The organism is Kitasatospora sp. NPDC003701 (assembly GCF_053587085.1).
Genome location: NZ_JBSFNM010000031.1, coordinates 1 through 25,331 on the forward strand (window position 1 = coordinate 1; position 25,331 = coordinate 25,331).

Annotated in this window: 25 protein-coding genes and 1 pseudogene; 14 read left to right on the top strand and 12 right to left on the bottom strand. The window is 72.3% G+C overall.

The window, feature by feature from the left end:
• Window positions 1-154: 154 nt before the first annotated feature.
• Complete coding sequence (locus tag ACWDRR_RS25795; protein ID WP_449774594.1) at window positions 155-1,684, bottom strand: nuclease-related domain-containing protein; 1,530 nt, start codon at window positions 1,682-1,684, stop codon at window positions 155-157.
• 325 nt (window positions 1,685-2,009) lie between these two features.
• A complete protein-coding gene (locus ACWDRR_RS25800; RefSeq protein ID WP_449774595.1) occupies window positions 2,010-2,525 on the bottom strand; it encodes a hypothetical protein in 516 nt (171 codons plus the stop codon).
• Window positions 2,526-2,840: 315 nt separating this feature from the next.
• Between ACWDRR_RS25800 and ACWDRR_RS25805 the strand changes: the two genes are divergently transcribed.
• Window positions 2,841-3,059, top strand: a complete 219-nt coding sequence (locus ACWDRR_RS25805) for a hypothetical protein (protein ID WP_449774596.1) — start codon at window positions 2,841-2,843, stop codon at window positions 3,057-3,059.
• Window positions 3,060-3,118: 59 nt separating this feature from the next.
• Here the strand turns inward: ACWDRR_RS25805 and ACWDRR_RS25810 are convergent, their stop codons facing one another.
• Window positions 3,119-4,222: a zinc-ribbon domain-containing protein gene (locus ACWDRR_RS25810; RefSeq protein WP_449774692.1), complete on the bottom strand. Its 1,104-nt coding sequence runs from the start codon at window positions 4,220-4,222 to the stop codon at window positions 3,119-3,121.
• Window positions 4,223-4,294: 72 nt separating this feature from the next.
• Window positions 4,295-4,846 (bottom strand): annotated as a pseudogene (locus ACWDRR_RS25815) (zinc-ribbon domain-containing protein); the annotation flags it as partial.
• Between the two features lie 99 nt (window positions 4,847-4,945).
• On the opposite strand from ACWDRR_RS25815, the gene ACWDRR_RS25820 reads away from it, so the two are divergent.
• From ACWDRR_RS25820 to ACWDRR_RS25830, 3 genes are all read left to right on the top strand, one after another.
• Window positions 4,946-6,352, top strand: a complete 1,407-nt coding sequence (locus tag ACWDRR_RS25820; protein WP_449774597.1) for a tetratricopeptide repeat protein — start codon at window positions 4,946-4,948, stop codon at window positions 6,350-6,352.
• A gap of 538 nt (window positions 6,353-6,890) precedes the next feature.
• Window positions 6,891-7,523, top strand: a complete 633-nt coding sequence (locus ACWDRR_RS25825) for a hypothetical protein (RefSeq protein ID WP_449774598.1) — start codon at window positions 6,891-6,893, stop codon at window positions 7,521-7,523.
• Between the two features lie 938 nt (window positions 7,524-8,461).
• Window positions 8,462-8,671 (top strand): hypothetical protein, encoded by a 210-nt coding sequence (locus ACWDRR_RS25830; protein WP_449774599.1) that lies wholly within the window; start codon window positions 8,462-8,464, stop codon window positions 8,669-8,671.
• 179 nt (window positions 8,672-8,850) lie between these two features.
• Here ACWDRR_RS25830 and ACWDRR_RS25835 read toward each other — a convergent pair whose 3' ends face one another.
• The gene (locus tag ACWDRR_RS25835) at window positions 8,851-9,384 is read right to left on the bottom strand and encodes a hypothetical protein (RefSeq protein ID WP_449774600.1); all 534 of its coding nucleotides are present in this window, start codon (window positions 9,382-9,384) and stop codon (window positions 8,851-8,853) included.
• A gap of 236 nt (window positions 9,385-9,620) precedes the next feature.
• A complete protein-coding gene (locus ACWDRR_RS25840; RefSeq protein ID WP_449774601.1) occupies window positions 9,621-10,724 on the bottom strand; it encodes a hypothetical protein in 1,104 nt (367 codons plus the stop codon).
• A gap of 574 nt (window positions 10,725-11,298) precedes the next feature.
• Between ACWDRR_RS25840 and ACWDRR_RS25845 the strand changes: the two genes are divergently transcribed.
• The 3 genes from ACWDRR_RS25845 (at window position 11,299) to ACWDRR_RS25855 (ending at window position 13,808) form a co-directional block, all read left to right on the top strand.
• Entirely contained in the window at window positions 11,299-11,829 is a 531-nt protein-coding gene (locus ACWDRR_RS25845; RefSeq protein WP_449774602.1) for a hypothetical protein, read from the top strand.
• A gap of 272 nt (window positions 11,830-12,101) precedes the next feature.
• Complete coding sequence (locus ACWDRR_RS25850; RefSeq protein WP_449774603.1) at window positions 12,102-13,223, top strand: type I-G CRISPR-associated protein, Cas3-extension family; 1,122 nt, start codon at window positions 12,102-12,104, stop codon at window positions 13,221-13,223.
• 153 nt (window positions 13,224-13,376) lie between these two features.
• On the top strand, window positions 13,377-13,808 hold the full coding sequence (locus tag ACWDRR_RS25855; RefSeq protein ID WP_449774604.1) for a hypothetical protein: 432 nt from the start codon (window positions 13,377-13,379) through the stop codon (window positions 13,806-13,808).
• Window positions 13,809-14,327: 519 nt separating this feature from the next.
• Here the strand turns inward: ACWDRR_RS25855 and ACWDRR_RS25860 are convergent.
• Window positions 14,328-15,113, bottom strand: coding sequence for a hypothetical protein (locus ACWDRR_RS25860; RefSeq protein WP_449774605.1), 786 nt, complete (start codon window positions 15,111-15,113; stop codon window positions 14,328-14,330).
• A 145-nt stretch (window positions 15,114-15,258) separates the two neighbouring features.
• Between ACWDRR_RS25860 and ACWDRR_RS25865 the strand changes: the two genes are divergently transcribed.
• From ACWDRR_RS25865 to ACWDRR_RS25880, 4 genes are all read left to right on the top strand, one after another.
• Window positions 15,259-15,798: a hypothetical protein gene (locus ACWDRR_RS25865; RefSeq protein WP_449774606.1), complete on the top strand. Its 540-nt coding sequence runs from the start codon at window positions 15,259-15,261 to the stop codon at window positions 15,796-15,798.
• Window positions 15,795-16,757, top strand: a complete 963-nt coding sequence (locus ACWDRR_RS25870; RefSeq protein WP_449774607.1) for a hypothetical protein — start codon at window positions 15,795-15,797, stop codon at window positions 16,755-16,757. Before ACWDRR_RS25865 ends, ACWDRR_RS25870 begins: the two co-directional genes overlap by 4 nt.
• Window positions 16,754-17,548, top strand: coding sequence for a hypothetical protein (locus ACWDRR_RS25875; protein ID WP_449774608.1), 795 nt, complete (start codon window positions 16,754-16,756; stop codon window positions 17,546-17,548). Before ACWDRR_RS25870 ends, ACWDRR_RS25875 begins: the two co-directional genes overlap by 4 nt.
• Window positions 17,549-17,685: 137 nt before the next feature.
• Window positions 17,686-18,453 (top strand): hypothetical protein, encoded by a 768-nt coding sequence (locus ACWDRR_RS25880; RefSeq protein ID WP_449774609.1) that lies wholly within the window; start codon window positions 17,686-17,688, stop codon window positions 18,451-18,453.
• Between the two features lie 107 nt (window positions 18,454-18,560).
• Here ACWDRR_RS25880 and ACWDRR_RS25885 read toward each other — a convergent pair whose 3' ends face one another.
• The 3 genes from ACWDRR_RS25885 to ACWDRR_RS25895 all read right to left on the bottom strand — a co-directional run bounded on the left by ACWDRR_RS25885 (window position 18,561) and on the right by ACWDRR_RS25895 (window position 20,783).
• A complete protein-coding gene (locus tag ACWDRR_RS25885) occupies window positions 18,561-19,793 on the bottom strand; it encodes a hypothetical protein (protein WP_449774610.1) in 1,233 nt (410 codons plus the stop codon).
• Window positions 19,790-20,452, bottom strand: coding sequence for a hypothetical protein (locus ACWDRR_RS25890; protein WP_449774611.1), 663 nt, complete (start codon window positions 20,450-20,452; stop codon window positions 19,790-19,792). Before ACWDRR_RS25890 ends, ACWDRR_RS25885 begins: the two co-directional genes overlap by 4 nt.
• Window positions 20,453-20,513: 61 nt before the next feature.
• Window positions 20,514-20,783 carry a hypothetical protein gene (locus ACWDRR_RS25895; protein WP_449774612.1) on the bottom strand — a complete coding sequence of 90 codons (270 nt, stop codon included), beginning with the start codon at window positions 20,781-20,783 and terminating at the stop codon, window positions 20,514-20,516.
• Between the two features lie 246 nt (window positions 20,784-21,029).
• Between ACWDRR_RS25895 and ACWDRR_RS25900 the strand changes: the two genes are divergently transcribed.
• Window positions 21,030-21,272 carry a hypothetical protein gene (locus ACWDRR_RS25900; protein ID WP_449774613.1) on the top strand — a complete coding sequence of 81 codons (243 nt, stop codon included), beginning with the start codon at window positions 21,030-21,032 and terminating at the stop codon, window positions 21,270-21,272.
• A gap of 78 nt (window positions 21,273-21,350) precedes the next feature.
• Here ACWDRR_RS25900 and ACWDRR_RS25905 read toward each other — a convergent pair whose 3' ends face one another.
• Complete coding sequence (locus ACWDRR_RS25905) at window positions 21,351-21,593, bottom strand: hypothetical protein (RefSeq protein ID WP_449774614.1); 243 nt, start codon at window positions 21,591-21,593, stop codon at window positions 21,351-21,353.
• 419 nt (window positions 21,594-22,012) lie between these two features.
• Between ACWDRR_RS25905 and ACWDRR_RS25910 the strand changes: the two genes are divergently transcribed.
• Window positions 22,013-22,591, top strand: a complete 579-nt coding sequence (locus tag ACWDRR_RS25910; protein WP_449774615.1) for a hypothetical protein — start codon at window positions 22,013-22,015, stop codon at window positions 22,589-22,591.
• 329 nt (window positions 22,592-22,920) lie between these two features.
• Window positions 22,921-24,423, top strand: coding sequence for a DUF2637 domain-containing protein (locus tag ACWDRR_RS25915; protein ID WP_449774616.1), 1,503 nt, complete (start codon window positions 22,921-22,923; stop codon window positions 24,421-24,423).
• Between the two features lie 126 nt (window positions 24,424-24,549).
• Here ACWDRR_RS25915 and ACWDRR_RS25920 read toward each other — a convergent pair whose 3' ends face one another.
• Window positions 24,550-25,272, bottom strand: a complete 723-nt coding sequence (locus ACWDRR_RS25920) for a hypothetical protein (protein ID WP_449774617.1) — start codon at window positions 25,270-25,272, stop codon at window positions 24,550-24,552.
• Window positions 25,273-25,331: the final 59 nt, after the last annotated feature.

Here is a 25,331-nt window from a genome sequence, read left to right on the forward strand (position 1 = left end):
TGCCGACCGGCCGCGAGGAGGACGGGCTGGCGCTCTCCTCCCGCAACCGCTTCCTCTCCGCCGAGGACCGCGAGCACGCGCTCGCCCGGGACAGGCCGGATCGCCCGGCAGCGTGGTTCCACGACCCCGACTGCCAGGTGGGTCGGGGGCCGGCTCAGCCGGTGCCGCCGGACTCGGCGACACGACCGTCCTGGGCCCGCGGCCGGCGGGGGCGAGCGAACGGGATCGCGGACCAGCCCTGCTCCAGGACAGCGTTGTGCTCCAGGAACTCGTACCGGGGGAACAGCTGGCTCAGGTACACGGCATCGGCGTCGTAGGCCGCGCGGAGCAGGTCGGCCAGGCTGGTCCCGGTGATGGTGACCGCGTCCTCCAGTTCGGCGATGGACGTGACCATCACGGGGATCTCCGGGTGGGGCAGGGCCACCCGGTGCGCGGGGGTGTTGATCTGGTGGAACGGCTCCATCGTCACCACCATCCCGAGCATCGGGCGGTCGGTGGGGATGCCGGCGAGCTCCTGGTGGCCGCCGTCGCGCAGGAGGCGGACCGACTTGTTGATCTGCGTGAACGGCGTCTTGAACTGGTTGGCGAGGAGGGTGGTGAAGTCCGGCCCGCCGAGCCGCAGCCGCTCGCTCGGGCGGTACGACTTCACCTCCACCAGCAGGACCAGGTCGGGGAAGACGACGAAGAAGTCGATCGTCTTCCTGCTCTCCTTCTTTGAGATCTTGACCAGGATCTCGGGGTGGATCTCGGCGTCGGGCAGCAGGTCGAGCTGGCGGCCGACGTAGCGCTCGAAGAGCTTGCCGAGGTCGTTGGTGAACGCCTTACCCCACTCCGAGTTGTTGTCGCCCCCGGTGTAGTAGAGGCCGAGCGGGGTGGCCTTGCCCACTACGGCGGCCGGTACCGGGACGAGGTAGCCGCCCGGGACGCCGTTGACCAGCGGGCGGGAGCGCAGCGGGTTGTGGGTGTAGCGGCGCACGAGCGGGTCGCTGTCCGCGGGGAAGGCCGCGCGGAGCTTGTTCTTGGTCGTGACGAAGTGCCGGTTCAGCACCGCCTTGATCTGGGAGGGAGAGCGCAGGCCGTCGAACTGGTCGTAGTCCTCGGCGGGGTACCAGTCCAGAGCGAACCGGCCGCGCCGGCGCGGATTCGGGTGGTCGGTGGCGCAGGCCCAGACAAGCTGGGCGATACCGAGATAGTCCGCCAGGGAACAGCCGAGCAGCTCCTGGTCCCAGCCCGGGAGGATGACCTTCAGCGGGTCGTCCGCGTCGTCGGGGTAGGGGGTCTGTTCCAGCATGGCGATGGAGCGGCTCAGCTGCGCGTAGGGGTCCTCCTGCCACGGGCCCTGGTGGTGGGTGGTTCGCTGCAGGTACCCGGTCCAGCGCTCCATGCCTTCGAGGTCCCGGGTGACCGGGTCGTCCAGGGCCAGGTACAGGTCGAGGACCTCCAGGAGGTCGTCGCTGGTTGCGGGGGGCCGGCCGTCCCGGCCGCGGGCCAGAGAAACCCACGCCGCGTCGAGCAGAGCCCCCGGCGTGTACAGGCCGAGGCCCTTGGAACCCAGGTCACGGACGGGCGGAAGGTCGGCGCTGGTGGCCGCGATCAACTGCGTCAGCGAGTTCGGGTCGTGGCGCAGGATCCGCTCGAAGTACTGGTTCTCCGGAACGGGGTAGGGGGAGAGGGTTTGCCGCATGGCCGATGATTCTGCACCCCGCCGCCTTCGTCGCGCACCGGGTTTCGCTTCGCCGGCACGCCCGCCCGGCCGGGCTGCTACGGGCAAGCCGGCCTGGCGCTGCTGGTTCGAGGGGGCAAGCGCCGTCGGCGCTCTCGCGTCATCGCCGCTGCGGCGGCCGGGGGCCTAGGATCGGCGCGGGAGTCCGCCGGCGACGGCCGTGACGGTCTCGCTCACGGGGTCGGGGTTGGTGTCGCTGAAGCTGTGCACGGTCATGTCGTGTTCGGACGGCCCGGCCGTCGGTCCCAGGCGCCGGCCCTCCTGGCAGCTACCCCCGGCCAGGCCGTTACCAGGGGCGCGGCGCGCGCCACTGATGCCCGGCCGACCCGTGGTGGTACTCGGCCACCGCCCGCAGTAGCACCACCCGCGCCCACTCCAGCCGCTCGTCGAGGCCCTTCCCGGCATCGACCGCGTCCGGGTGGAGCCCAGCCAGGCCAGCCCGCGCGCTCCGCTCGACCAGCGCGGCCGCCAGGCCCGCCAGCTCCTCCTCCCACCGCCCGAGGTCCTCCAGAGCGTTCCGGACCACGGCATCCACGGCGTCGACGGGGCTGCGCCCCTGTCTCCGGGCCTCCGAGGCGATCTCCCGCAGCTCGTCGCAGTCCGCCGACAGGACCTTCTCCTCAAGGGCGGCGACCCGCTGCGTGCAGGCCTCGACCAGGGAGCGGGAGGCCTCGACGACGCCCTGGAGTGCGGAGTTGGGCAGCCACTCCGGCTGCCTGGCCGTAGGGACGGGCGGGGCGGTGAGCTGGTCCAGGGCGCCGCGCAGGGCAGTACCGGGACCGAGGGGGCGGCGACGGGTCATGCCCCCTCCAACGAACCGGCGGCCGCGGTCGATGCGGCCACACGCGGCGGTTGATCTGCGCATTCCTGCCCGGGCGGCGCACCGCGGCGTGGCGGTGTGGTGCGCGGCGTTCCGCCTACCGGCTGGATCTCGTCCCGGGCTGTCCGACGGGCCGGGCGCCGGGGACCGGGCGGGTGTCTGGCTGGGGGCCGGCCTGCGTCTCCCTGGCGCAGACGCTGAACTGTCCGCTGGTGACGACCGGCTCCAAGACCATCCACTGGCCCTCGCACGGCGGCCCCGTCACCACGAGGCGGTTGACCTGCCAGACTGGCGAACATGAGTTCCTCTGATCGGCGCCCGCTGTGGCAGCCATTCTCCGAGCAGGCCACCGACACCGCTGTCCGGCCGTCCAGCGGTGCGAGGCTCCTCGCGGTCGAGCGGGCACCCTTCCTGGAGCCCGCCGCCGCGGCCGCCGTGCCCCAGGTTCCCGCCTCTCGCCGTCCACTGGGCCACGGCGGCCTGGCAGCGGCGGTCGTGCTGGACGACCAGCGCTGACCTCGCCGGTTGTGGATCGGAGCCGCATCCGGCCTGGTCTGCGCGGGCTCGCGGCCGGATCACCAGAGCGTGCCCTGGTGGACTTCGGCAGGGACAGCGAACTGGTGCGCTCGGGGTGCGGGAAGTTCCGGCCGCGGCCCAGCCTGCCGTTCGGCCGTCAGCCGGTCAGCGAGTCGCTGCCCGCGCCGACCCCCGCCCCTGGTGTAGGCCCTGGCGCGGCCCCTGGTCTCCTCTGGCCACTGCAGAAGCGTCATCAGGTGGTCCACGACCAGGCTCGCCGTAGTGAACGGATCGGCCAGCAGAGGCACGGCGACATCGCTGGCGCGGGTGAGCCGCAGCGGATCCTCGCGGACCCGCACCACCGTCCAGCCGGGCCGGAGCTGCTCGATCTCCAAGGCCTTGCGCAGGTCCCGCTCGTGGGAGTTCCGGTGCCAGTAGGACCCGTCGAACTCGACGACCACCCGGCTGTCCCCCACGGTGGGGAACACCATGTCCAGCCGCCACACCCCCGTGGCCGTCCGCAGCCGGTGCTGCTGCACCCCACCGCCCAGGACGTGCTGAAGCTCGGCGAAGAGGTCGGTCTCCTGCCGTGAGATCCCGGTGCGCCGGCAGCCGGGGCAGGCCTGGTGACCGAGGAAGACCATGGCCACCATCGCCTGCCAGGGCTCGTGCTCACGGGGGCAGGTCCACCACACGATCTGGTTGGAGCCCGCCGTCACGTCGGCGGGGGTGAGCGCCTGGTTCAGGGCCGGATGCCAGTGGGCGGCGAGCTCGGGGTTCTCGGTGGCCAGGTCCCGGTAGCGGATCCGGCGCGAGCAGTGCGGACAATGAGTGGTGGCCCGCACCCGAAAGAACACCCGGGCGCGGAACTCCCCCGTGCAGTCGCCGCACTGCCACCAGACGACCCGATGGGACCCGGCGGTGATCGTCGACAGGGGCAGGCCGTCGTTGCGGGTGGGGTGCCACTCAGCGGCCAGCGCGGGGTGCGCCTGCTCCAGCAGGGGCGCCTTCGTCCGCCCTGCGCAGTGCGGGCAGCCGGTGGCGGAGATGGCCCGGTTACGGACCCTGGTCGTCCATCGGTGGCCCCGATCGCACTTCCAGGTGATCTTCAGGGCGGAGTTGGTGAAGACCTCCGCGGGGTCGATGTCCGGGTGGGCGTCCACATCGATCTGCGCGACCAGGTCGGCCAGTTCGCTCAGAGGACGAACCTCGGCCCCATCGCGGCCGCAGCGCCGACATCCGGTGCCCCGAACACGGTTGGCTATTCGCGCCTCGAATTCGTGGCCGCGAGGGCAACGCCACCACACCCTCCGGTTGGAGCCAGGGCCCACGCTGTCGGCGGTGACCGTGTTGCGGGGATGCCACTGCGTTGCCAGCTCAGGCATGTGTTCGGCCAGGGTGACTTTCCCCCGTGTCACGTATCCCGCGCAGCGGGGGCAGCCGGTGCCGGCCACCCGGCTGTGTACGGCGGCCTGCCACACGTGGCCGGCCGGGCACTGCCAGAACACCCGACGATGCGACCCCGGCCCAATGGTCGCCCTGTCGAGGTCGCCGTTCAGGGTGGGGTGCCACTGCGCAGCGATGGCAGGGTGCTCGTTGACGATGAAGCGCGTACGTCGGGTCATGATCACGAACCGTAGGCGAGCGCACTGACAGCTCGACTGGCCCTGACCTGGCCGAACGCCACGGCACCGCCGGACGTCGCCACGTCGCCGAGGTCGTCGGCCAGGACCTCGCGCTCGGCCGCTTAGTGGCCGTCGCGCTCGGCCCGGTCCGGGTGCCCGCATCCCAAGAGGTTCACCACGTCATCGTCGGGCCGCCCCGGGCAGTCGCACGACGACGCGCCCGGGCACCGCGTGTCGGTGGTGGCTCGTAGGGTCCCCGGTATGAACGTTGACGATCTTGCTTGGCAGGCCCACACCCTCCTCGGCGTTCCCCCGCACCTCGCCCGCACCCTCATCGCCCACGGACACCTGGAGGTCGTGATCCAGGCAGCCCGGGAACGGGAGGACTGGCACTGCGCCGAGGCCGCGGCCGAAGCCCTGAGCACGGACGGGCGCTTCGAACGGGCACTGGAGGTCCTGGCCCCCTTCACCGCCACCGGCTGGAACCACTCCCGCTGGGTCACCGCCGACGTCATGACCCGCCAGGGCCACGGCGACGAGGCACTCACGCTGATGCGCCCCGACACCGAGCAACGGACCGATGAGCACTACTGTGCCCGCTACGCCGAGCTGGCCGCCAACGTCGGCCGGGCCGACGACGCCGTCACGGTCCTCACCCCACACCTGGACAAGGCGTGGCTGCTGGACAAGCTCGTCGAGGCGACCAAGAGCGGGGACCGCGACGAGCAGGTGCTCCAACTGCTCTACCGCGCGCTCGAAAGCGCGACCGACTGGCCCGGACCGGCCCGCTGGGAGGTGCTGCTCCACATCGCCGCCGTACTGGAGCGGACCGGGCGCGCGAGCGAGGCCGTCGCGCTGCTGCGCGAGGAGACGGCCGCCAGCCACCACCACCCCCTCAACTTCCCCGAGTACTACGCCGCACTGCTCGCCCGCCAGGGCCTGACCGAGGAACTCGCGGCGCTCGCCGCCGACAACTACCACCTCGTCGGCGCCTACACCGCCGCGCTCACCAGGGCCGGACGGGAGCCGGAGACCGAGGCCCTGCTGCGTGAGCGCATCACTGTCCACGACCATGACCACGACCGTGTGCGGCTGATGACGCTGCTCGGTGCCCAGGGCCGGATCGACGAAGCCGTCGAGGTCGGCCTGCCCGCCTGCGAGGACCACGACCACGGCGGCGTCGTCCACCAGCTGATCGGCCTTCTGGTCGACGACGGCAGGCCCGGCCGGGCACTGGAGGTGCTGGACAACCTCACCGGCTGGTGGGTCAAGGGCCACCCCGAGGACGTCCAGCACATGCGCCTGTGGCTGCTCGGCCAGGCCGGCCGCCACACCGAGGCCATCGCACTCGCCGCCACCCTGCCCCAGGACGAACCCGGACAGTGGGACGAATCCATCGCCGCCCTCCTCCAAGACGACGGCCGCACCGAGGAAGCCGTCACCCTGCTGCGCTCGTCCCCGCACCGGTCGGCCGCCAACCGTCTGGCCGACCTGCTGGCCCGCACCGGCCGCCCCGCCGAGGCGATCGCGGCCATCCCCACCACCGCCGACCAACGCGCGGCCCACGAACAGCAGCAACGCGAGTGGAAGGAGGCGGACCCCTGGGGCATCGCCGCCGCCCTCGCCCAGATGGAACAGGACGAGCAAGGTCCGGAGAAGTCACAGTAGAGCCGGACGGTGGGCTCTCGTCGGTCCCCCAGCTCTGCCCGGGGCCAGTACGACTGGTACCGCCGCGTGATCCGGTACCGACGACCTGCCCCCGCCGGGCCCGACCGGCCTCCCACCGGCCGGGCCCGCTGAGCGTCCCCCGCCGTTCTTGAGCCCGGCCGCGAGCCCCGGTTGTAGACGTGGCGGCCGGGCTGCCGCGAGTCCCGGGGAGGGTGTGCGAGCCGATCCGTGCACGGCAAGCCGGCGGCGCCCGGAGCCGACCAGCAGAACCTGCTCTCTCTCGGGTAACGGCCCGTACCGACAAGTGGGGGACCGAACCAGCCGAGTGGAGCGCCCGGGGCATTGCCTCAGCCCTTCCCCGAGGGCAGGAAGGCGGGCTGCGACCAGTGGGAGGTGGCCCACTTCGGTCCGGCTTAGGCGGCGGCCGTTGCGATGTGCGACGTCCACCAGCAGGAGGTGCCTGAGTACGGATACTCAGGCACCGGCCCATCCTGCCCACCTACGGTGGCTGTACTGAGCGGGACGGGGAGGGGTCGGCGTGTTCGACAAGGGGTTGGCGAAGGGCTGTCTCGGGGCTGTGGTGGGTCTCATCGCCGCGGTTCTCGCCGTGTTCGTGTTCCAAACGGGCGTGTGGTGGTACATCGGGCTTGAAGATCCGGATGCGCCGAAGCCCGGGCCCGAACGCGTCCGCCTCACCGCAGCGGAGTTCCGTGAACGCAGCGAGCAGGCGCTTCGCGACACCGTCGCTGGCCTCAGCCCAGGCTTGGTGCTGAGCGACACCGGCTACACCGTCGAACAGGACCAACGGCACCCGAGCGGGGAGCCGAGCAAGCTCTCCTACGTCGACCGACAGTTCACCGCCCGCACCAGGATCCTCGACACCCACCGCAGGGAGCTGGCGAGCGGAATCGCGACCCAATGGCAGCTGCACGGCTACAAGCAACAGGGCTGGATCTGGACCCCCACCGAGCCGGAGAAGGGCCCGGACTACCACTTCAGTGCCGAATCCCCCGAGGGAATCAGGGTCTACGTCGCCCTCATGCCGAACCCCGACCAGACGCTCATCCTGACCATGTCCATCCGCAGCGACGGCGTTGAGTACGCCCCGGAGTCCGCCAGGCCCACCGCCACTCTCCAGCCGGACGTTGAGGACGCCCACTGGTCGCACTGACCCCTCACAAACCTCCCAGCCAGCTGCTGGCAGTGGTGAGGACCCCGTTCCTGGAGCCAGCCACCATCGGCGCGGTCGCGGTGCCCGTGAGCGACCGACACTTCCGGGCCCGGTTCTCCTCCGAGACCGCCGCCCTGATCCGCACCCTCCCGGAGCAGGACCGCAAGGCCCTCCACGGCGCCGTCGACGAACCTAGCCGGGCCCCCTGGTCACGGCCGCAGGCGGACTGCTACGACCTGGACGACTCCGTCCGTGAGATCACCTGCCGGGGATCATCGCGCACTACGTCATCCTGCCGGATCCGCCGGTTCCCCACCTGTGGATCCTTGTCGTAATCGTTCCCTGACCACCGGTTCGCCCACTTTGCGCCACCGGCCACACGGCCGCAGGCGGGGAGTGGCTGCGGCCCCGCACCCGCGCCCGGCCGCATTTCGCCCAGGCCCTGCGCCGCGAGCGCGCCAAGCGCCGTGGGTTGCCGGAGACGCGGCCGGTTCACCCTGCCGACGACCCGGGCGCGCTGTACTGGATCGGCCCGCAGGACGCGGCGGACGACGGGGAGGGCGAAGCCCGCAACGGCTAGCCCCGCGTCTGGTACGACCCCCGCAAGACGCTGCCCTGGCGGTACGGCCGCCCGGGTCACGGCCCCGGCCGCGGGAACAAGAGCCAGTAGAAACCACAGCATCCGCGGACCAGTCCGGCCGCGTCCCGCCGGGGATGCGGCCGGACGGACAAGGTCGGACCCTGAGCCCAAAGTTCGCCGTGCGGGGGTGCGCGTTGGGCCGGCTGATTCCTCGGGGTACACAGGCCTGCACTGGCCGTGCCCCAGTCCAACTTGACGGCAGCATCCCCACTCCGACGTGCCCGCGAAATCGAGGCATCAACCAGGCCCTCACACGGCGGCCCCGTCATCGCGAGACGGTAGACCTGGCAAACTGGCGATGAGTTCTGACCGGCGCCCGTTGTGGCAGCCCTTCTCCGACCCGGCCACCGACACCACTGTCCGGCCGTCCAGCGCTGCCCGGCTCCTCGCGGTTGAGTGGGCACCCTTCCTGCAGCCCGCCGCCGACGCGGCCGAGGCGCCCGCCTCCCGCCGCTTGCTGGGCCACGGCGGCCTGGCAGAAACGGCCGTGCTGGACGACCAGCACTGACCCCGCCGGCTCCGATCACCCCGCCGCACATGGCGGGAGCCGCTTGGGCTGCCGTCGATGGACTGCGGGCCGCCCTCCAGTCAGGCCATGGCTTCGTCGGCGACGCCGAGCACCTGAACAGCGAGCTCGCCGGCGACGAACTCCCGGCCCCTGGCGCTCCCCTTCTCCGGGCTGGGCCGCTACCAGGGCTGCGGCGTGCGCCGCTGATGCCCGGCCAGCCCCTGGTGGTACTCGGCAACCGCCCGCAGTAGCTCCACCCGCGCCCACTCCAGCCGCTCGTCGAGGCCCTTCCCGGCATCGACCACGTCCGGGTGGAGCCCAGCCAGGCCCGCCAGCTCCTCCTCCCACCGCCCGAGGTCCCCCAGAGCGTTCCGGACCACGGCCTCCACGGCGTCGACGGCGTCAGCGGGGCTGCGCCCCTGTCTCCGGGCCTCCGAGGCGATCTCCCGCAGCTCGTCGCAGTCCGCCGACAGGACCTTCTCCTCCAGGGCGGCGACCCGCTCCGTGCAGGCCTCGACCAGGGAGCGGGAGGCCTCGACGACGCCCTGGAGTGCGGAGTTGGGCAGCCACTCCGGCTGCCTGGCCGTAGGGACGGGCGGGGCGGTGAGCTGGCCCGGTCCAGGGCGCCGCGCAGGGCAGTACCGGGACCGAGGGGGCGTCGGCGGGACATGCCCCCTCCAACGAACCGGCGGCCGCGGTCGATGCGGCCGCACGCGGCGGTTGATCTGCGGATTGCTGCCCGGCCGGTACACCGCGGCCGCTTCCGCCTCCGGTGCGCCGCCGGCCGCCCCGTGCCGGACGGGCGTTCACGTCGCCACCCGCAGGATCGGCGGCCTGCGCCGGCGCTCGGGGGTGCGCCCCCCACCCGGACGCCGACGACGGCGCCGTTGCCCGGCGGTCACGGCTGACCGGGCAACGGCGCGTGGTGGTGTGGTGAGCGGTGTTCCGCCTACCGGCCGAGTCCCGTCCCGGGCTGTCCGAAGGGCCGGGCGCCGGGCACCGAGCGGGCGTCCGGCTGGGGGCCGGCCAGCGGCCGGGCACCGGGGGCCGCCGCGGCGGTGAACCGGCCCCGGACGCCGGCGGTTCGCCGGATCCCGGTGCAGCCCCCGCGGCCGGGCGCCCGGCGGGGCCCGCGGACGCGGTCGCCGTGCCGGACCGTCCCCGCCGGGACGGGCGGGCCGTCCGCCCCCGGGCGACGGCCTCCGGGCGCACCGGTGCCCGCCTGGGCGCGCCGCCCGCCGTCGACGGGCTCCCCCGGCGCCGGAGCCCCGGTGCGGGCCGCCCGCTGCGCCGGGACACCGGCCGCGTTGGCGTCGGAAGCGGTGTGGCCGGCGGCGGCCTCCAGGACCGGCTCGGCGGCGGCGCTCTGAGGCCGGCCCGCGGGCTCGTCGGCCTGGACGGTCTGCTCGACGGTCCCGTCCGCCTCCGGCGCGGCGACGGGGACGGCCGCGGCGGCGGTGCCGGCGGGGCGGCCGTGGCCCTTGATGCCGTGGGCGGGCTTGCGAGCCCCGTTCCAGGCCTCGATGGTGGCGCGGAACCAGAACGAGACACCGTAGAAGACGGCGTCCGCCGGCGGCAGGGCCGTCTTGCTGCCGTTGCAGTACGACTCCATCGTCGACTTCGTCGGCCGGCGTTCCTGAGGCACCGACATCCGGGCCTCCTCCAGCGTCAGGAGCTCGTGTCCGCGGACCCAGTCCCGCAGCTCCCGCTCGGTCAGGGCGTCCAGGGCCTCGACCGTCAGGCCGGCCACGGCGCCGTCCTCGCACTTCTGCAGGAGGACCTCGCGGACCAGGGCCCGCAGCTCCTGCGCGCCGAGCGCGTCGTAGTCCGCCGGCGCCGGGACCGGCACCGGGTCCTCGCCCTTGCCGAGGCGCGCGTTGGCGGCCGCGACGCAGGCCTGCTCCAGGTCGTAGAGCTCCTTGGCGCCGCGGCCGCCGCCGGCCACCGCGTCCAGCTCCCGGAAGACACCGGCGTTGCGCAGCGTCCCGACGGCCCTGCCGGCCTTGACGGCCAGGTCCTCGCGGTCGATGACCTTGCGTCCGAAGCTGATCACGATGGCCTCCTCTGGTAGACGATAGACACCCGTTGTGACAAGACAATGGATACCATGAAGAAGACATCGAAGGCAACCCTGGGCCCGAACCCGCCCCCGAAGCTGGGAGGCCCGGCCATCCGGGCCCCGGGCCGTTCACGCTGGTCAGGCCCCGTACGGCAGTTCGCCACGTACGGCACGCCACCCGGGCGATCCCGGACGTGTTGACTGGAGTCGTGACCTACAGCGCCAGCCCGTAAGCGCCCGCGGCGGGCGAAGGCGCAGACGGAGGCCCTGCGGGCCGGGCTGTACACCCTCGTCCGCGACGCGCAGCCCGGTCGGGGTGTGGCTGAACTACCTCGTGCCGTCGCAGGTCAACTGGTGGGACCCAAGACCCGCGAGGGCGAGCCCTGGCCGGACCCCTGGATCGTGATCGAGATCGTGGCCCGAGGCGTCTCCGGCCACAGCGGGGAGAACGCCAAGGTCCGCGTCATCCCCGCAGGCCCAGCCATATGCCATGACGCACGGGAGTGGAACCTCCATGACGCGGCGTGGTCACCGTCCGACAGCGTCACCTCGTGGCGAAGCTGGAGGCGTGAGCATCAGCAGCGCGTACCCGGTGAGCGCGGATCAGGTCTACCGGGCCCTGGTGGCGATGGGCGCCGAGCCGCTCTTCGACCCGGAGGTTCGGCCCGAGGGCCCCGAGGAGGAGGACCGTCTGCGGCTGCTCGGAGCTCTACTGGCCAAGGCGGAGCTTGAGCTGACTGCCTCGACCCGCATGGCGGACGAACAGATGCAGGACGTCGCCGAGTCCGTGCTCGGCTGGGCGGAGGCGGTGGGGCCAGACTCCGCTCTCTCCGCCAACGTGCTGTCCAACCGGTTGGAGCGAACCGGACTGCAGCTGATGGGCGTGGAGGAGGAGACGCCCCCGGGGCGGCAGGCATCCTTCAGGGCGGTAGTGGCTGCGGCCGACTTGTTCGGCGCCCACCTTCGCCACGAGCGGGGCGACCACGAAGGCGTGCGGCAAGCCCTCGGCCGGGCGGAGGAATCCATCATCGGGATCCTGCAGGGCATCCATGCCCTGCGCATCGCCATCGGCGACGCGCAGGAGGAGCCGGAGGAGTGAGTAGCTGCTTGTAATCCCGGCGGACAGCCATCTCACCCGTGTGTGGAATGACGGCGGTCGCCTCTCCTGCCACACCAGCACCGCTTGATCCGGTTGCCCGAGACGGCGCAGCGGGCTGGGGCGTGGGCCTCCACTCCCACCGAGGCCAGTCGAGCCGACTGCCGCCCCTACCACGGGACGGCCGCACAGCCGGCACGGCAACGCAAACCGACCCGAGCTGTCACACCCCGTGCATACCGTGGGCCCCGACCACCTCCGGGACAAGGAGCGCCATGACCACCGAGCACCCGCCGATCACCCTGCCGGCCCTCGACGGTACCCACCCCCTCGGCTTCCTCGCCGCACTGGGCACCCTCGCCGCCCTCGACCTCTACACCCCCCTCGACCACACCCGGCTGTCCTTCAACGGCGCAGGCCAGGCCGTGCTGAGCGGCCCCGGCCTGACCGGCGTCGAGGACGTCGTGCGCCACCTGGCCGCCGTCGTCGACGGCATCGGACCCCACCAGGTGATCCCCGGCGTCAGCGGCTACCCCATCCGACGCAACGGCCTTGCGGGCGACGACCCGAGCCGGCTCACCCGGGCCGAAGCCGTCGCCCTCCAGCGCACACTGATCACCGAGCAAGGCCACCAGGCCGCCGCCTGGGTGGACAGCATCCTCAGCATCCACTGCGACAGCCTCAAGACGCCCCGCGGCAACCCGGCCGGGGCCAAGCCAGTGAAGCGGGCCCGCCTCACCCCCTTCATCGCCCGCCAGGGCCAGCAGACCGTCCGCTCCTTCTTCGCCGCCCCTCTGGACGCCGTCCGCGCGGACCCGACCCGCCTCCTCACCGAGGCCCTCACCGGCTGGAAGCGCTACGAAGGCATCACCGGCGAAGGCCTCGACCACCAGGCCCCGGTCCCCGCCCACCTCTCCCCCGACGGCAAGCCCAACAACTGGGGCGTGCCCGGCGCCACCTGGCTCGCGACGCTCTCCATCGCCCTGACCCGCCTCGGCGCCCGGGCCGGCATCCAGGGCCCCGAGCTGACCGCCACCCTGTGGCACCGCACCGCCGCCAGCTCCACACCGGTGATGGCCTGGCCGCTGTGGTCACCCCCGCTCGACCGCCACGCCGTCGACGTCATGCTCTCCCTGCCCTACATCGGCCTGCTCGACGAACCGGCCGCCGACGGCTCCCTCCAGACACCCGCCACCGTGCTGGTCCACCTCGACACCGAGCCCCACGAGCAGGACTACGACGACGACCGCCCCCACCCGCTGCACCTCGCCAACTACGGCATCACCAGCCTCCACGCCGCCGCCCGCGAACGCGGCAAGCACAACGACGGCCCGCTGCGCCCGGTGCGCCTGACCGTCACGGACACCCCCGCACCGGCGGCGGCCCTGCTGGCCTGATCCGGGCGCACCACCCGCGTGAAGGCGGCAGCCCGGCGGACCACAGCGCGGCTGTCCCGTCCGCCGGGTCCGGCCGGCCCGACGGCCCGCGGACCCGGCGGCGAGCAGGTAACGGGCTCAAGGCTGGCGGCCTGCCTGCCGATACCGGCGAGCGTGACCTGGTACGACCCCCGCAAGGACCCGGCCTGCCTGGCCTGGCGCGACGAACAGAACGCCGCAGACCTCGCCTGCGGCCCCGCCCTGCCCATCGGCGACGTCCCCGAACTCCTGGAAGGCCGGCGGCAGCTCGAACTCGCCCTCCGGCTGCTGCAGACACCCGAGGAAGCCGGCGCCCTCGCCGGGGCCAGGGCGGCGATCCGCGCAGCACTCGGCCTCGTTCCGCAGCCCCGGCCGGACTCCGAGTGCGCCGTCGAACGCTGGAAGCGGCGCCTGTGGCCGAAGGAGCAACCCGCCGCGCTGTGCACGCGCAGGACCTGCGGACGGTGCGTGCCGCTACGCGCGGCCGAGCGGGTGGCCGACGTCCTGGGTGAACGCGACGTCCGTTCAGTCCCGCGAACTGGTGCCGGATCCGAGCCTTCGCCATGATCCGGCCGGCCCGAAACGTCGGCACGGCCCGGGCCGCGCCCTGACCCGTGCGGCACCGGGCCCGCACCCACCGCTACAGCGCCCGATCCGCGCCCGGTAGCCGCAGGCGAAGCCCGGCTGGTCGCCTCCGCCAGCAGGGAACGTCACCTCTGCGCAGACGCGCCGGCCGGACCGCTACACCAGCCCAAGGCGTCATTGCGCAAGCATTGCGCACGTCTGACCAGCAGAAACGCGACTCTTCCGCCCTGCTGCGCAACGCCCGTGAAGCCCTGCGCAAGAAGCCCTTGCGCATGATCATCTCTGCGCAAGGACGCCGTTGCGCGGACCGTCGATGCTGCGCAATCCTTCCGTCCTTCACCTGCGTCCACGCCGCCGCCGGCGAACGCGGCAAGCACAACGACGGCCCGCTGCGCCCGACCATCCCGGACATCCCCGCCCGGGCGGGGACATCGGGACGCCAGGCGGCGCGGGAGCACCCGCTCCCTCCCTTTCCGGTAGGCCGCCGGGCCCGCGCCGGGACTACTCCAGGCCGGGCCACGCCTCCAGTGCCTCACGCAGGTATCCACTGAGCCAGCGGCACTCGAACTCGTCGTCGCCCGCCCCCTCGGGGCCCCGGCGCAGCCCGGACAAGCGGTCGCCGGCGGCCGCGAGCAGGCCAGTGAGGGACGGTGACGTCCATACCTGGGGGTCGGGGATCTCCTCCTGGCCGTCCTCGGGATCCGGGGAGTCGATCGCGATCCAGCCGCAGCCGGAGGCGTGGAGCACGCCCTGGAAGGACTCCAGCCCGAAGTCCTCGTCGAAGCCGGTCTGCTGGAAGAAGTGCACCGTCACCACCGCGGCGCGCAGCTGCTCCAGGTCGACGTCGCGGGCGGGAGCGGCGAGCAGATGCTGCTGGAGGGCCGAGGCCGCGAACTGGCCGAGGTCGTCGTCGCCCTCGCCGGGCACCGCCAGGCGCCACCGCTCCATGTTCCAGCCTCCCTCTTCCGGGTGGAGGGAGTGGAAGCCCTCCTCGACCACTGCACGCCCCGCGCCCGGGTCGCCGGAAGGGGTGAGGTCGAGGCAGGGCGGCGCGTAGACGCCCTTGTCGTACAGCTCGCGGCGCAACGCGTCCTCATGCTCGGGGGACACCCGGCGCACGGCGCCCAGGACGATGCCGAGGAAGCGGTCCCGGACCGGGCCGGTGAGCTTCACCCCCTCGGGAAGGCGCAGCGGGCCGCCGTTGACGACGGAGGTCATGGTCTCGGCGAGCAGCAGCGCCACCTGCCGGTCGGTCCCGGCCGGCTCGGCCTGCGCGGTGGTCTCCATCAGCGGGTCTCCTCTGCTGCGCCGCCCGCGCCGGTCCGGGTGCGGGCGGGCTGTCACTTTCCGGAATTGGTGACGAACTGTCAGTGCTCATAGATACCGTCTGGGGCGGGGCGGCAGGTGCCGTTTCGGGAGACGGAGGGGCACGGTGGACGGGATTTCCGCACGGTTCGCACAGCTGCAGAGGGACGTCGGTCGGCACCATGCCGCCGCGGCCGCGCTGGAACCCGGCGCCGACGGCCGCCAGAGCGCGTTCGACGCCCTGCTGGCCGCCGCCGACAGCCTCCTCGCCTACGACGCGCAGGTGCCCGGCCTGCGGCAGGAGCCAGCCCGCCGCGCCACGCAGGCGTTCGTGCTGTGGACCTCCCGGGGCGCGGCTGTGGTCGCCGGCCTGACGGCCGCCGCCGTGATCCCCGGCTGGGTGTCCTGGGGCTGGCTGCTCCTCCTGATCCCCTTCTTCTGCGGGACCCTGGCCGGCGGCTGGCAGGCCGTTTCGCTGCCGAAGGGCCGCCCGCACGGGCGCTACCGGGTCAGCGCGGTGGTGCGCGCCGCCGGCGTGCTGCTGCTGAGCGCCGTAGCCACCGGCGTGCTCAGCGCCTGGTGGGTCATCGCCGTCGCCGCCTGCGAGGGCGGCGCCTACCTCACCGGCCTTCCGGACGGCCCGGGCACGAACAGGAGCAGCAAGTGACCAGCCCCTACGACCCCGGCCTGGAGCGCAAGGTCCGCGAGCTCGGCCACTCGGTGGGCAGCGTGGAGTCGGACCTGCGGAGCCTGCGCGAGGAGTTCGACGAGGACAGCTCCCGCGGCAGCGGGCGCCTGGACTCCGTGGAGCGTGACCTGCGGGAGCGGCAGGAGGAGATCGAGGGTCTGGTCGAACGGGCCGACGACCACGACGAGGACGTCGTGTTCCTGCGCCGCGCGGTCGACGACCTCGGCCAGCGGGTCGCCTGGCTGGAGCGCCGGGTGCGCACCGCGGCCGGCGGGAGCGCCGTCGACCTCGACGCCACCGACCACGAGACCGAGCAGCTGGTGAAGAGGATCGCCGCCGGCCGGGCCGCCGAAGCCCAGCTGCTGCCCGCCGCCGACCGCGCCCGCCACGTCCGCAGCCTGACCGCGCACCAGGAAGCAGGCGCCCGCCTGGAGAAGGCCCGCACCGCCGTCCTGGAGGCCGCGTCCACCCTGGCCACCGCCACCCATGGCAGCGACGCCTTCAAACGTGCCGCCGCCGCCTACGGACAGGCCGCCACGAACGCGCGTACCGCGGACACCCACGTCCGCAGCAGCCAGGTGGCCGCCGACGCCGCCCGCAGCGCCCTCGACCGCGACGACTCCCTCGACCGGACCCTCGCGGAGGCCGCGGCCGCCGGTCAGGCCGCCCACGAACACCTCGTCCGCATCGCCCGGGACCGCATCAGCACCGCCCTCGCCGGCACCGACCTCCTCCCGGTGTGGTTCGCCTCCGCCCTGGGCCCGATGCCGCCGCGCGAGGACACCGAGGCCTGGCTCGACACCGCGACCCGGGCCCTGACCTACCGGCTCGCCTACGGAGTGCGGGACGAGGTCCTGGCCCTCGGTTCCATCCCCGCCCAGGCCACCGACCGCCGCCGCTCCGACCACCAGGCCGCCGAGCGGGCTCTGCGCCGGTGACCACTCCCCCGCCGGAACCGGGCTCCGCCCGGCTCCGGCTCGACCCCGTCCTCGCCGACCGGGTGATGGACGCCCTGAATCTGGCCGGCCTGCCCCTCGCACACGGCGGCCACGGCCCCGGCGTCCACCTGCGCCCGGCCCGACCCCTCGACGACGGCGACCACTGCCGCGGCCTGATCGCCCTGCACTGGCTGCCCTCCCGGCGCCTCGCCCACGCGGCTGCCACCGAAGAGCACCAGCAGCCCGCCCACACCGCGCAGCAGCTCGTCGTCAACGCCGTCGAGCACGCCCTGACCGAACTCCTCCCCCTCCTCGGCACCGCCGCGAGCCAGGCCTTCCACCTCTGGGAGATCCGCGTCAGCGACGCAGACCCCCTCCCCCGCGACCTCGCCGACCCGCCCGGCCCCCGCCCCCACCGGCCCGCGCCCATCGCCCCCGGCATCCGGCCCGACGTCATCACCGCCGTCCACCGCAGCGCCCACCTCGCCGGCCTGCCCGTCGCGCTCCGCCCCGGCGACCCCGGCATCACCCTGCGCCCGTGCCCGCCCCTCGGCCCCGACGACGGCACCACCGGGATCGCGGACCTCGGCTGGAACCCCTCACGCCGCCTCACCTCCGCCACCGGCCCCGCTGCCCGGAACCTTCGCGCCGCCGTCGAAGAGGCCATCCGCCGCTCCCTGGCCGTCGCCCTCGGCGCCTGCGGCCTCGACGTGTGGTGGCGTCGGCCCGAAGGCCTCCCCCCGCAGCTGCGCGCCTACGGTCCCAGCGGCTACCCGCCGATCCGCCGCTGAACCCTGCTGCGTACCGCGAGCCGGGCCCGGCGCCCCCGGCCCCGGTCCCCGCGAATCCGCCCCGGCCTGAACCCCGGCCTGGAAGACTGTGCGTCACCGAACAGCCACGTTGAGACACCTTCAGGGGGCGACCACAGGTGACCGAGAGCCAGCACGACCTGACGCTGACGTACGACCCGAACAAGACCTGGGCGCACTTCGTCCTCTACACCGAACCCGAGCGCGGGATCATCGGCGCGAGCATGAACGCCACCGTCGTCATCGAGCGCAGCAGCCCCTACGTCCAGGAATGGGAGCGGCGCCTGCAGCGCTGCGTCCCCAACCCGTTGCACACCACGATGGTCGACAACGACAAGATCCCCGCGCTGTGGCACGCCTGCGTGGACGAGGACACGGCGAGCCCGGCTGCCATCGCGGGATCCGGATGCACCTGCTACCGCACGTTCACCGACCCGGAGACGGGGATGCCCGTCGTCTCCGAGCACTACCGGACCTGCTCGGGCCCCGGCCTGGCGGACATCATGGGCTGGAAGACCCAGGACGGCCCGACCGACCGCTGGACCCACCGCACCTACGCCCCGCTCGGTCTGCGCGAAGGGCAGTCCTGCGCCTCGCTGATCATCGACCGGCGCAGCGGGCTCTTCTGGCTGCGGTCCGACCGCGGCACCCTTTACCCGCTGCCCGAGCTCAACGGGCGCGGCCACAGCCTTGAAGGCGCGAGCGGGCGCGGCGCGCTGGCCGACTACATCCAGCAGCTCGCGGACTCCGACGGCCACGACACCTTCATCGCGGTGCCGCGCCGGCGCACCCCGACAGCTCCGGGGATCGAGGCGTTCCTGGGGAGCCAGGAGGCCAGGCGCACCCAAGAGCTCACCCTCGCCGACCTGAAGGATCTGGCGGCCTGAGTGCGCGGGCCGGAAATGGACGAAGGCGACCTCCGGTGAGGAGGCCGCCTTCGTCCATTTCCGGGGCCGGTACCGGTGCTCGGAGAGCGACCGGGGCCGGTCCCCGGCTACTCGCGGGGCAGGACGTTGGCCACGTTGGCCAGGTGGTCCCGGAGCTGGGAGATCAACCGGCCGGTGGCATCGGGGTCGTGCGCTGCCGCCGTGTGGAGAGCGTCGGGGAACCCTGCCATCTGCTGTGCGAATTTGTGCGCCGCCGCGACGTACTTCGAGAGCTCCCGCACCGGGTCGCTCCGGGAGTCGTCCTGCTCGGCGACGATCACCTCGACGCGCTCGCGCAGCTGCTCTGGCGTGAGCTCCTCGTCCTTCTTGCGCGGGAGCTGCTGCATCACCGCAGTGATGACCTTCCCGCTCAGGACCTGCTTGCCGGTCGCCCGGCTGATCGCCCGGTAGACGCCCGCCGCGGCGGGAGCGCCGTAGTCCTCCCGGACCGGGTTCAGGGCCTCTGCCGCGCGCTGGCTGATGACCAGCGGCTCCTCCTGGCGGTCGGTCTCCACCGTCGCTGTCGGCGCGGTGTGCGGGGCTTGGTGCGGGATGTCGTTGTCCCGCGTGCGGGACAAGTCGTTCGATTCCTGTTCGAATACTGAAGGTACCGAGACTGCTCCGTTGGCTGCGGTGGCCGGAGTCCCGGAAGTTCCGCCGCCATCCGGCGCGGTGTGCGGGGCTTGGTGCGGGATGTCGTTGTCCCGCGTGCGGGACAAGTCGTTCGATTCTTGTTCGACTCCGGTGGGATCGTCCCCGCTCCCGTCCGGAGCAGCCGGCAGCGCGGCCCCGGCCCCCAGCTCGCGTCGTGCGGGGGAGGCCAGGATGGCGGCGACCTCGGAGCCGGCCATCTGCCGGTAGGCGTTCGAGGTGGACATCCCCGTCTCGGCCTGGATGAACTCGGCGGCGGTGTCGTGGTCCGCGCGCCACAGCCGCCCGCGCAGGGCGATGTCCAACGCCCGGGCCGCGACGTACCAGGCCTGCTTGAACTGCCGGAAGCCCTGCCGGCACAGGTCCCAGCGCTCCTGCTCATCGGCGCTCAGCGGCCCCTCGGCATCCGGCGCGTCGACCGGGTCGGGCAAGTCCTCCAGCCGGAGCATCGGCTGGGGACGCCCCTGCGCGAACACCGGCTCCGCCGGCGCTCCCGCCGGAACCAGCCCCTGCTCCTGCTGCCCCTCGCCCTCACCGGCGGCCGCCGGTGCGCCTGAAGCTGCCGCCGCTGCGGCCGCTTCGGCCTGGCGGCGCGCCTCCCGCATGGCCCTGAGCTCCGCCTTGGTGGGCGCCTTGGTCCTGGTGCTCACTTGCTGATCAGCCCCCTGCGCTCCATCTCCGTCACAAGATCGTCGAACGCCGAACCGGTCGGGTCGACCGGCACGCCCTCCGCCGTGCCGGCGTACAGCTGGGTGCCGGGGATCATCGTGTCGAACACATTGAAGCCAAGAGCCTCCAGGTCGGCCCGCACCCCGGCGGGGGCGGTGGTGGTGCCCGGCTGGACCCGCACGATCAGGGCCCAGGTGGCCGGCCGCTTCTTGTCCGCCCGCTTCGGAATGACCTGGTCGATGAAGTGACCCATCGGCAGCTCCTCGATCCGCTCCACATCCCCGGAGGTGGCGGCGCACACCACGATGGCCAGGTCGGCCACGCGCAGGATGCTCCAGCCGATGCCGGCGTGGTTCTCCAGGTGGCCGCAGTCCACAGCGCCGATGCCGCCCTCGGGAATCCGGCCGGGGGCCTCCTCGTGGAATCGCTTGGAGGCCAGCTTCTCCACGGCGAAGTCGAGCCCATCCACCGGCAGGCCGTCCTCGTCCTGCAGCCGGGCCTTCCACCAGCGGTACAGCTGCTCGGACTCGTCGGCGTCGAATCCCTTCACCGGGAAGCCGCGCTTCGCGAGGGCGTGCAACAGCCACCAGATGACGGTGGTTTTGCCGGTCGACCGGGGGGAGACGGCGGCGACGATCATCGGAAACCTACTCTGTTCTGCGGGATGGAGGACTGCCGGGCGTCGGCCCGGCACAGGGCGGCTAGGTCGGCGGGAGCTCGGGTTGCGGGGCCGGATCGGACAGGGTCTCCGGGGCCTGGAGGGCCGCCTGGTTCCTGACCCACTCCTCAACGGCCTGACGGGTGCCTTCGCGCAACTGGATACCCCTGAGCGAGCAGGCGGCCCTGAACGACCGGGCGAGCGGCTCGGGCAGATACGTGCCGAACGGCTCCCAGTCGGACGGCGGAGCCGGCGGCCGTCCGCGGCCACGCCGGGGGGCGGCCGAGGCTTCGGGCGGAGGGGCGGCGTTCATGGGGGGCATTGTTGCCCATCGCACCATCAGCAAGCTAATAAGCCGAAATTCCTCTCGGCGTGTCGTGCAGATGATGGTCCACCTGTCCTACGGGCCCCGCGTACGTCTGACACCCGGTCGGCCAGCCGTCGGGGATCTCGGCCGAATCCCTTCGCCGGCTCATCCGAGGCGAGTAGCGTCGTCCGCGAGACGAAGGAGAGCACCGTGAGCATCGCAGTCCATCACTCCCCACCCCAGCCACCGCCGATGAGCACGCTGTCGGAACTCCGGGCCGCACTGTCCGGACTGGCGGCGCTCCAGGTGCCGATCGAACTGGGCACCTACGAGGCCGAGCTCGCGACCACCCCGCTCGACCAGGTCCCGGCCCTCGCCGAGCGCTACCGCAAGTACGTGCGGCGCAACACGACCGAGCAGGCCGTCGCCGCGCTGCGGATGCCCGTCTCCGACTCCTTCGCCGAACTACGCGAGAAGCAGGCGGCCGCCCGGTGAGCACTCGCATCCGATGCGAGATCTCACGTCGGGTGCGACTAGGTGGTGTGGCGGTGCCTTCCTGCCGCATGGGTTCTTCTACCGCGTCTTCCTGGACTTCCCCACCTTCTTGATCGCCTTGCGCCGTACCTTCTCCGGTACTGGCTTCACAAGCTTCACAACCTCCGCGAGGTCACCCTCCTGCATGGTCACGAAGCGAAGCCCCTTCGCCGGCTCCGCCTTCACGAGCCCGAGGTAGGTGCTGGACTGCTTGACGCGCAACTTCACCGCAAACCCACCCTGCCGACGTACCCGCTCAGCAGGCTCCTTGTTCACGCTCACAGCGCCTCTCCCCAGCACCACCAAGTGGGCCCCCGGGGCCAGCTCGTGCCCGGTGAGCGCAGGGCACCACGTCTGGTGCCCCGGAAGTGCTGTCCCGCACTGCTCACAGGCCTTCACGGGCTTACCTGACGGCGGGGCTCCGGCCGTTCGCGGGCCGTACTGGTTGAGCTTGGCAAGCGCACGTAATCTTCTGGCCATCAGGCTGCCCCACACGACCACTAGGCAGATGATTCAGGGGAGACTGTTCATATGATTTCACTCATGTGAGGACGGCGCCCGTGGACCCACACTGGCGGAGGAAGATCATCAATGCTGTGCGGCCTCCTTCGGAGACCGTGCAGCTTCTCCGGGAGGCTGTGCAACTCCTTCGCGAGAACGCCCAGCTGGAGAGGCACCCCCAAGACGCCCCGCAACCGCCAGTGAAGCTCAACGCCCGCGACCCCAAGCCGCCAGCCGAGCGAGGCCACTGGTGGGGCAACATCACCCCCCTTGGCACCTGGGGGTTCACTGACTCGATCGCGAGCATGGGCAGCGTCGCGGCCCCGTTCCTGGCTGGCTTCTCGCTGACCATCTCCGTGATCATCCTGACCTCGCTGAAGCCAGACACTGCTCGATGGCCTGACCAGGCCCTCTTGCTCTTCGTGCTGGCCGCGTTCATGCTCATCAGCGCCGTGCAAGTCACGTTCCTGGCCCGCTACTACTCCGTCACCCCCAAGGACCTGATGGACTGGTATCCCGACTGGGAACAGGAGTACCGGCGCACGCAGCTCAGTGACATCCTCAAGACTCAAGGCGAGAAGTTTCGCCATCGAGCGAACATTGCCCGCTGGCTTTACAGCGCAGGACTGCTCCTCCTGACCTCCGGCCTAACCATCCTGGCAGTGCCCCCGCACGTCGACTGTGCCTCTAATTGGCGATGGGGCGCCGTCGCGGCAGGATGCGTCATGACGGGCGTGGAATTCGGTTGGGCCGTGTGGGCACTACGCCCCAGGCGCTGAGACATCCCCAGAGCAACCGAGCCACCACGAGGCCAGAGCCCAATCTGCGCCGTCAGAAGCGACCTATGGAGCCGAACAGAAGAAAGGGAACTTGACGCCGACCTGATCTACTGGCTGGTCATCGGGCCCTGACCGACAGCCCGCCAGCCGGCCACCGCCCTGGCGGACGCCCCCTCGCCCTCAGCGACCGCGAGGTGGCGTTGAGTATCCGAATGCTCCAAGCGACGGGCCCGGAAGCCGCCTAGCCGCAATGTCCTGTGACTACCTGGTGGCTCACGTGAAACAGTGACCCCTTGAACATGAGTACGTGAGCAAGCAAGGGGGAGCCAGTGACCCGGCCGGTCCTGAAGCCAATCCACAAATGGTTGATCGGCGGCGTGGCCGTCGGGGCACTGATCATCGCGGCGATCGGCCTCGGAGGTTCCTACCTCGCCGTCCGAGACATCGCCGTCCGCAAGGGCATGGGCGACTTCGCCCGGATCTTCCCGATCGGGGTCGACGCCGGAATCCTCGTCCTCCTGACCCTCGACCTCGTCCTCGCCTGGCTGCGCATCCCGTTCCCGCTGCTGCGCCCGACCGCCTGGCTGCTCACGATCGCCACGATCGCGTTCAACGCGTCGGCGTCGTGGCCGGACCCGCTCGGCGTGGGAATGCACGCCGTCATCCCGATCCTCTTCATCATCGTTTCCGAGGCCGGCCGTCATTCTGTTGCGCGCCTGGCCCGGCTCAGCTCCGACCGGTCGATCGACCGGATCCGCTTGATTCGGTGGGTGCTGGCACCCGGTCAGACCTGGCGCCTCTGGCGCCGGATGCAGCTCTGGGAGATCCGCAGCCTCGGCGACGCGATCCACGGGGAACAGGCCCGGCTCACCTACAGGGTCCTCATCGCGACGACACACCCATCGAGGTTCAGGCGTCTTGTCGCGCGCAGGAAGCCGCAGCTCCCCCCGGCGGCGCGGCTCCCGCTGCAGCTCGCCGACCTCGGCGTGCCGGTGGAGGTCACCTACGAGGCGGGCTTGGCCGCCGTCGGCGTCGACGCCGAACCGTTGAGCCGCCTCCTCGCCCACCAGGAGCGCGCCCGCCAGCTCGGCGCCGCCGCGCGCCAGGACGACCAGGCCATTGCGCATGCGCAGCCGCTGCCGGGCGAGATTGCGCTGCGCAAGGCCCTTGCGCAGCCGAAACCCGAGCCGATTGCGCAGGATGATCATGCGCAGGAGAGTCCCGCGCAGGCGCCGGAACCGGAGGTTGAGCAGCCTGCGCCCGCGCAACCGAATCCGGTGTTTATGCAGGTCAATGGCCATGGCCCAGTGATTGCGCACGGAGAAGCCGAGCAGGCCGAGGCGCCGTTCGGCATTGCGCAGCTCTTTGTGGCGCCGGACGGGGCGATTCCGGAAGACGATCTTCTGCGCATCGGCCATGCGCACGGCGCCCCGGCGGCACCGGCTGCGCAGAGCGGCATTGCGCAGCCGGCCGAGGAGGCCGTCGACGAGGGATGGCAGCAGGCCTCCGCGCAGTCCGTGCCCGCCGCTCGGGTCTCGGCGCTCGGCTCGGCAGCCGGCCCGGTGGTCACCCAGCAGACCGATGACGCCCAGCGGATCCCGTCCGGCTGGGCTGAGGGTTTCTTCACCTTCGTCACCGAGCACCAGCGGCACCCGGAGCAGACGGAGCTCGCCGACTTCCTCCACACGAGGGGCTTCAAGAGCAACAAGGCCGGGGACGGGCCGGTGAGCGCGGACAGCGTCCGGCGCTACTACAACCAGCTGTGCGAGCGGTTCCCGACCCCGGAGGACCCGATCCAGCCCAGTCTCGACCTGCAGGACATGCGGGTGTGAGCCAGTTGCCCGGCCGAACCGGCCGGGCAGCGGCCAGGCCGGGGAGAAGCTGGCTGCGCCTGGACAGCCGGAGGGCGGCCAGTGCCCCGGTCGTGAGCGGCGCCTCGACGCGGCGGGCGGCGAGCCTCAGAGAGCGGTGCGGTAGCGCCAGGCCGGGGCCAGCCACCCGGGGCCGGCCATCCGCGGCAGTTCCGTGGCGGCGGCGACCATCACGTGCCCGGCCAGGGTGCGGAACCCGGCGCGGTTCAGCACCGAGAGGACCTGCCGGGAGCCCTGGGACGCGCGCAGGCAGGATGGGGCGGTGGCCGCGAAGCACGCGCCGGTGACGGCCGCCGCCCGCGCGAGGGCCTCGCCGAGCAGCAGGAGGTCGAGGTCCTGGACGGCCCAGTCCGTGCTGACCGAGAAGTTGTCGACCAGCAGCAGGTCCCCGAGATCCGCTCGCGGCCCCCTGCCCAGGACCTCGCGGACCCCGGGTACGAGGCGGTGCTCTCCACCTCGTCGGGTGAAGACCTGTTCGGCCACGGCTGTGAGTACCGCCTGGTCGAGCGCCGGCTCGCCGACCACGCCCACCAGGTCCTCGAAGACGTCCGGGGCGATCACCCCCCGTAGGAGCGGCACCCGGCGCATGCTCACGATCCCGACGTGAGCCAGGTCGGCGCCGAACGCCGTCCGGCTCGACAGTTGCCCCGGCCTGGGCCGTTCGTAACGTGCCAGCAGCGTCCATTCCTCGGCCGCCCGCCCGGCGAGGCGCGCCGGCCAGGTCTCGACGCTGAGGGACAGTCGCAGTCCGGCCGGGTCGGCAGGCAGCAGTCCGTTGCCGACGTGCTGCTGCTCCGTGGTTTCGGTCATGGACCGATCCTCGCGCTGCCCGGGGCAGGACGGCGGGACTTCGGCGACTTTGGCTGGTT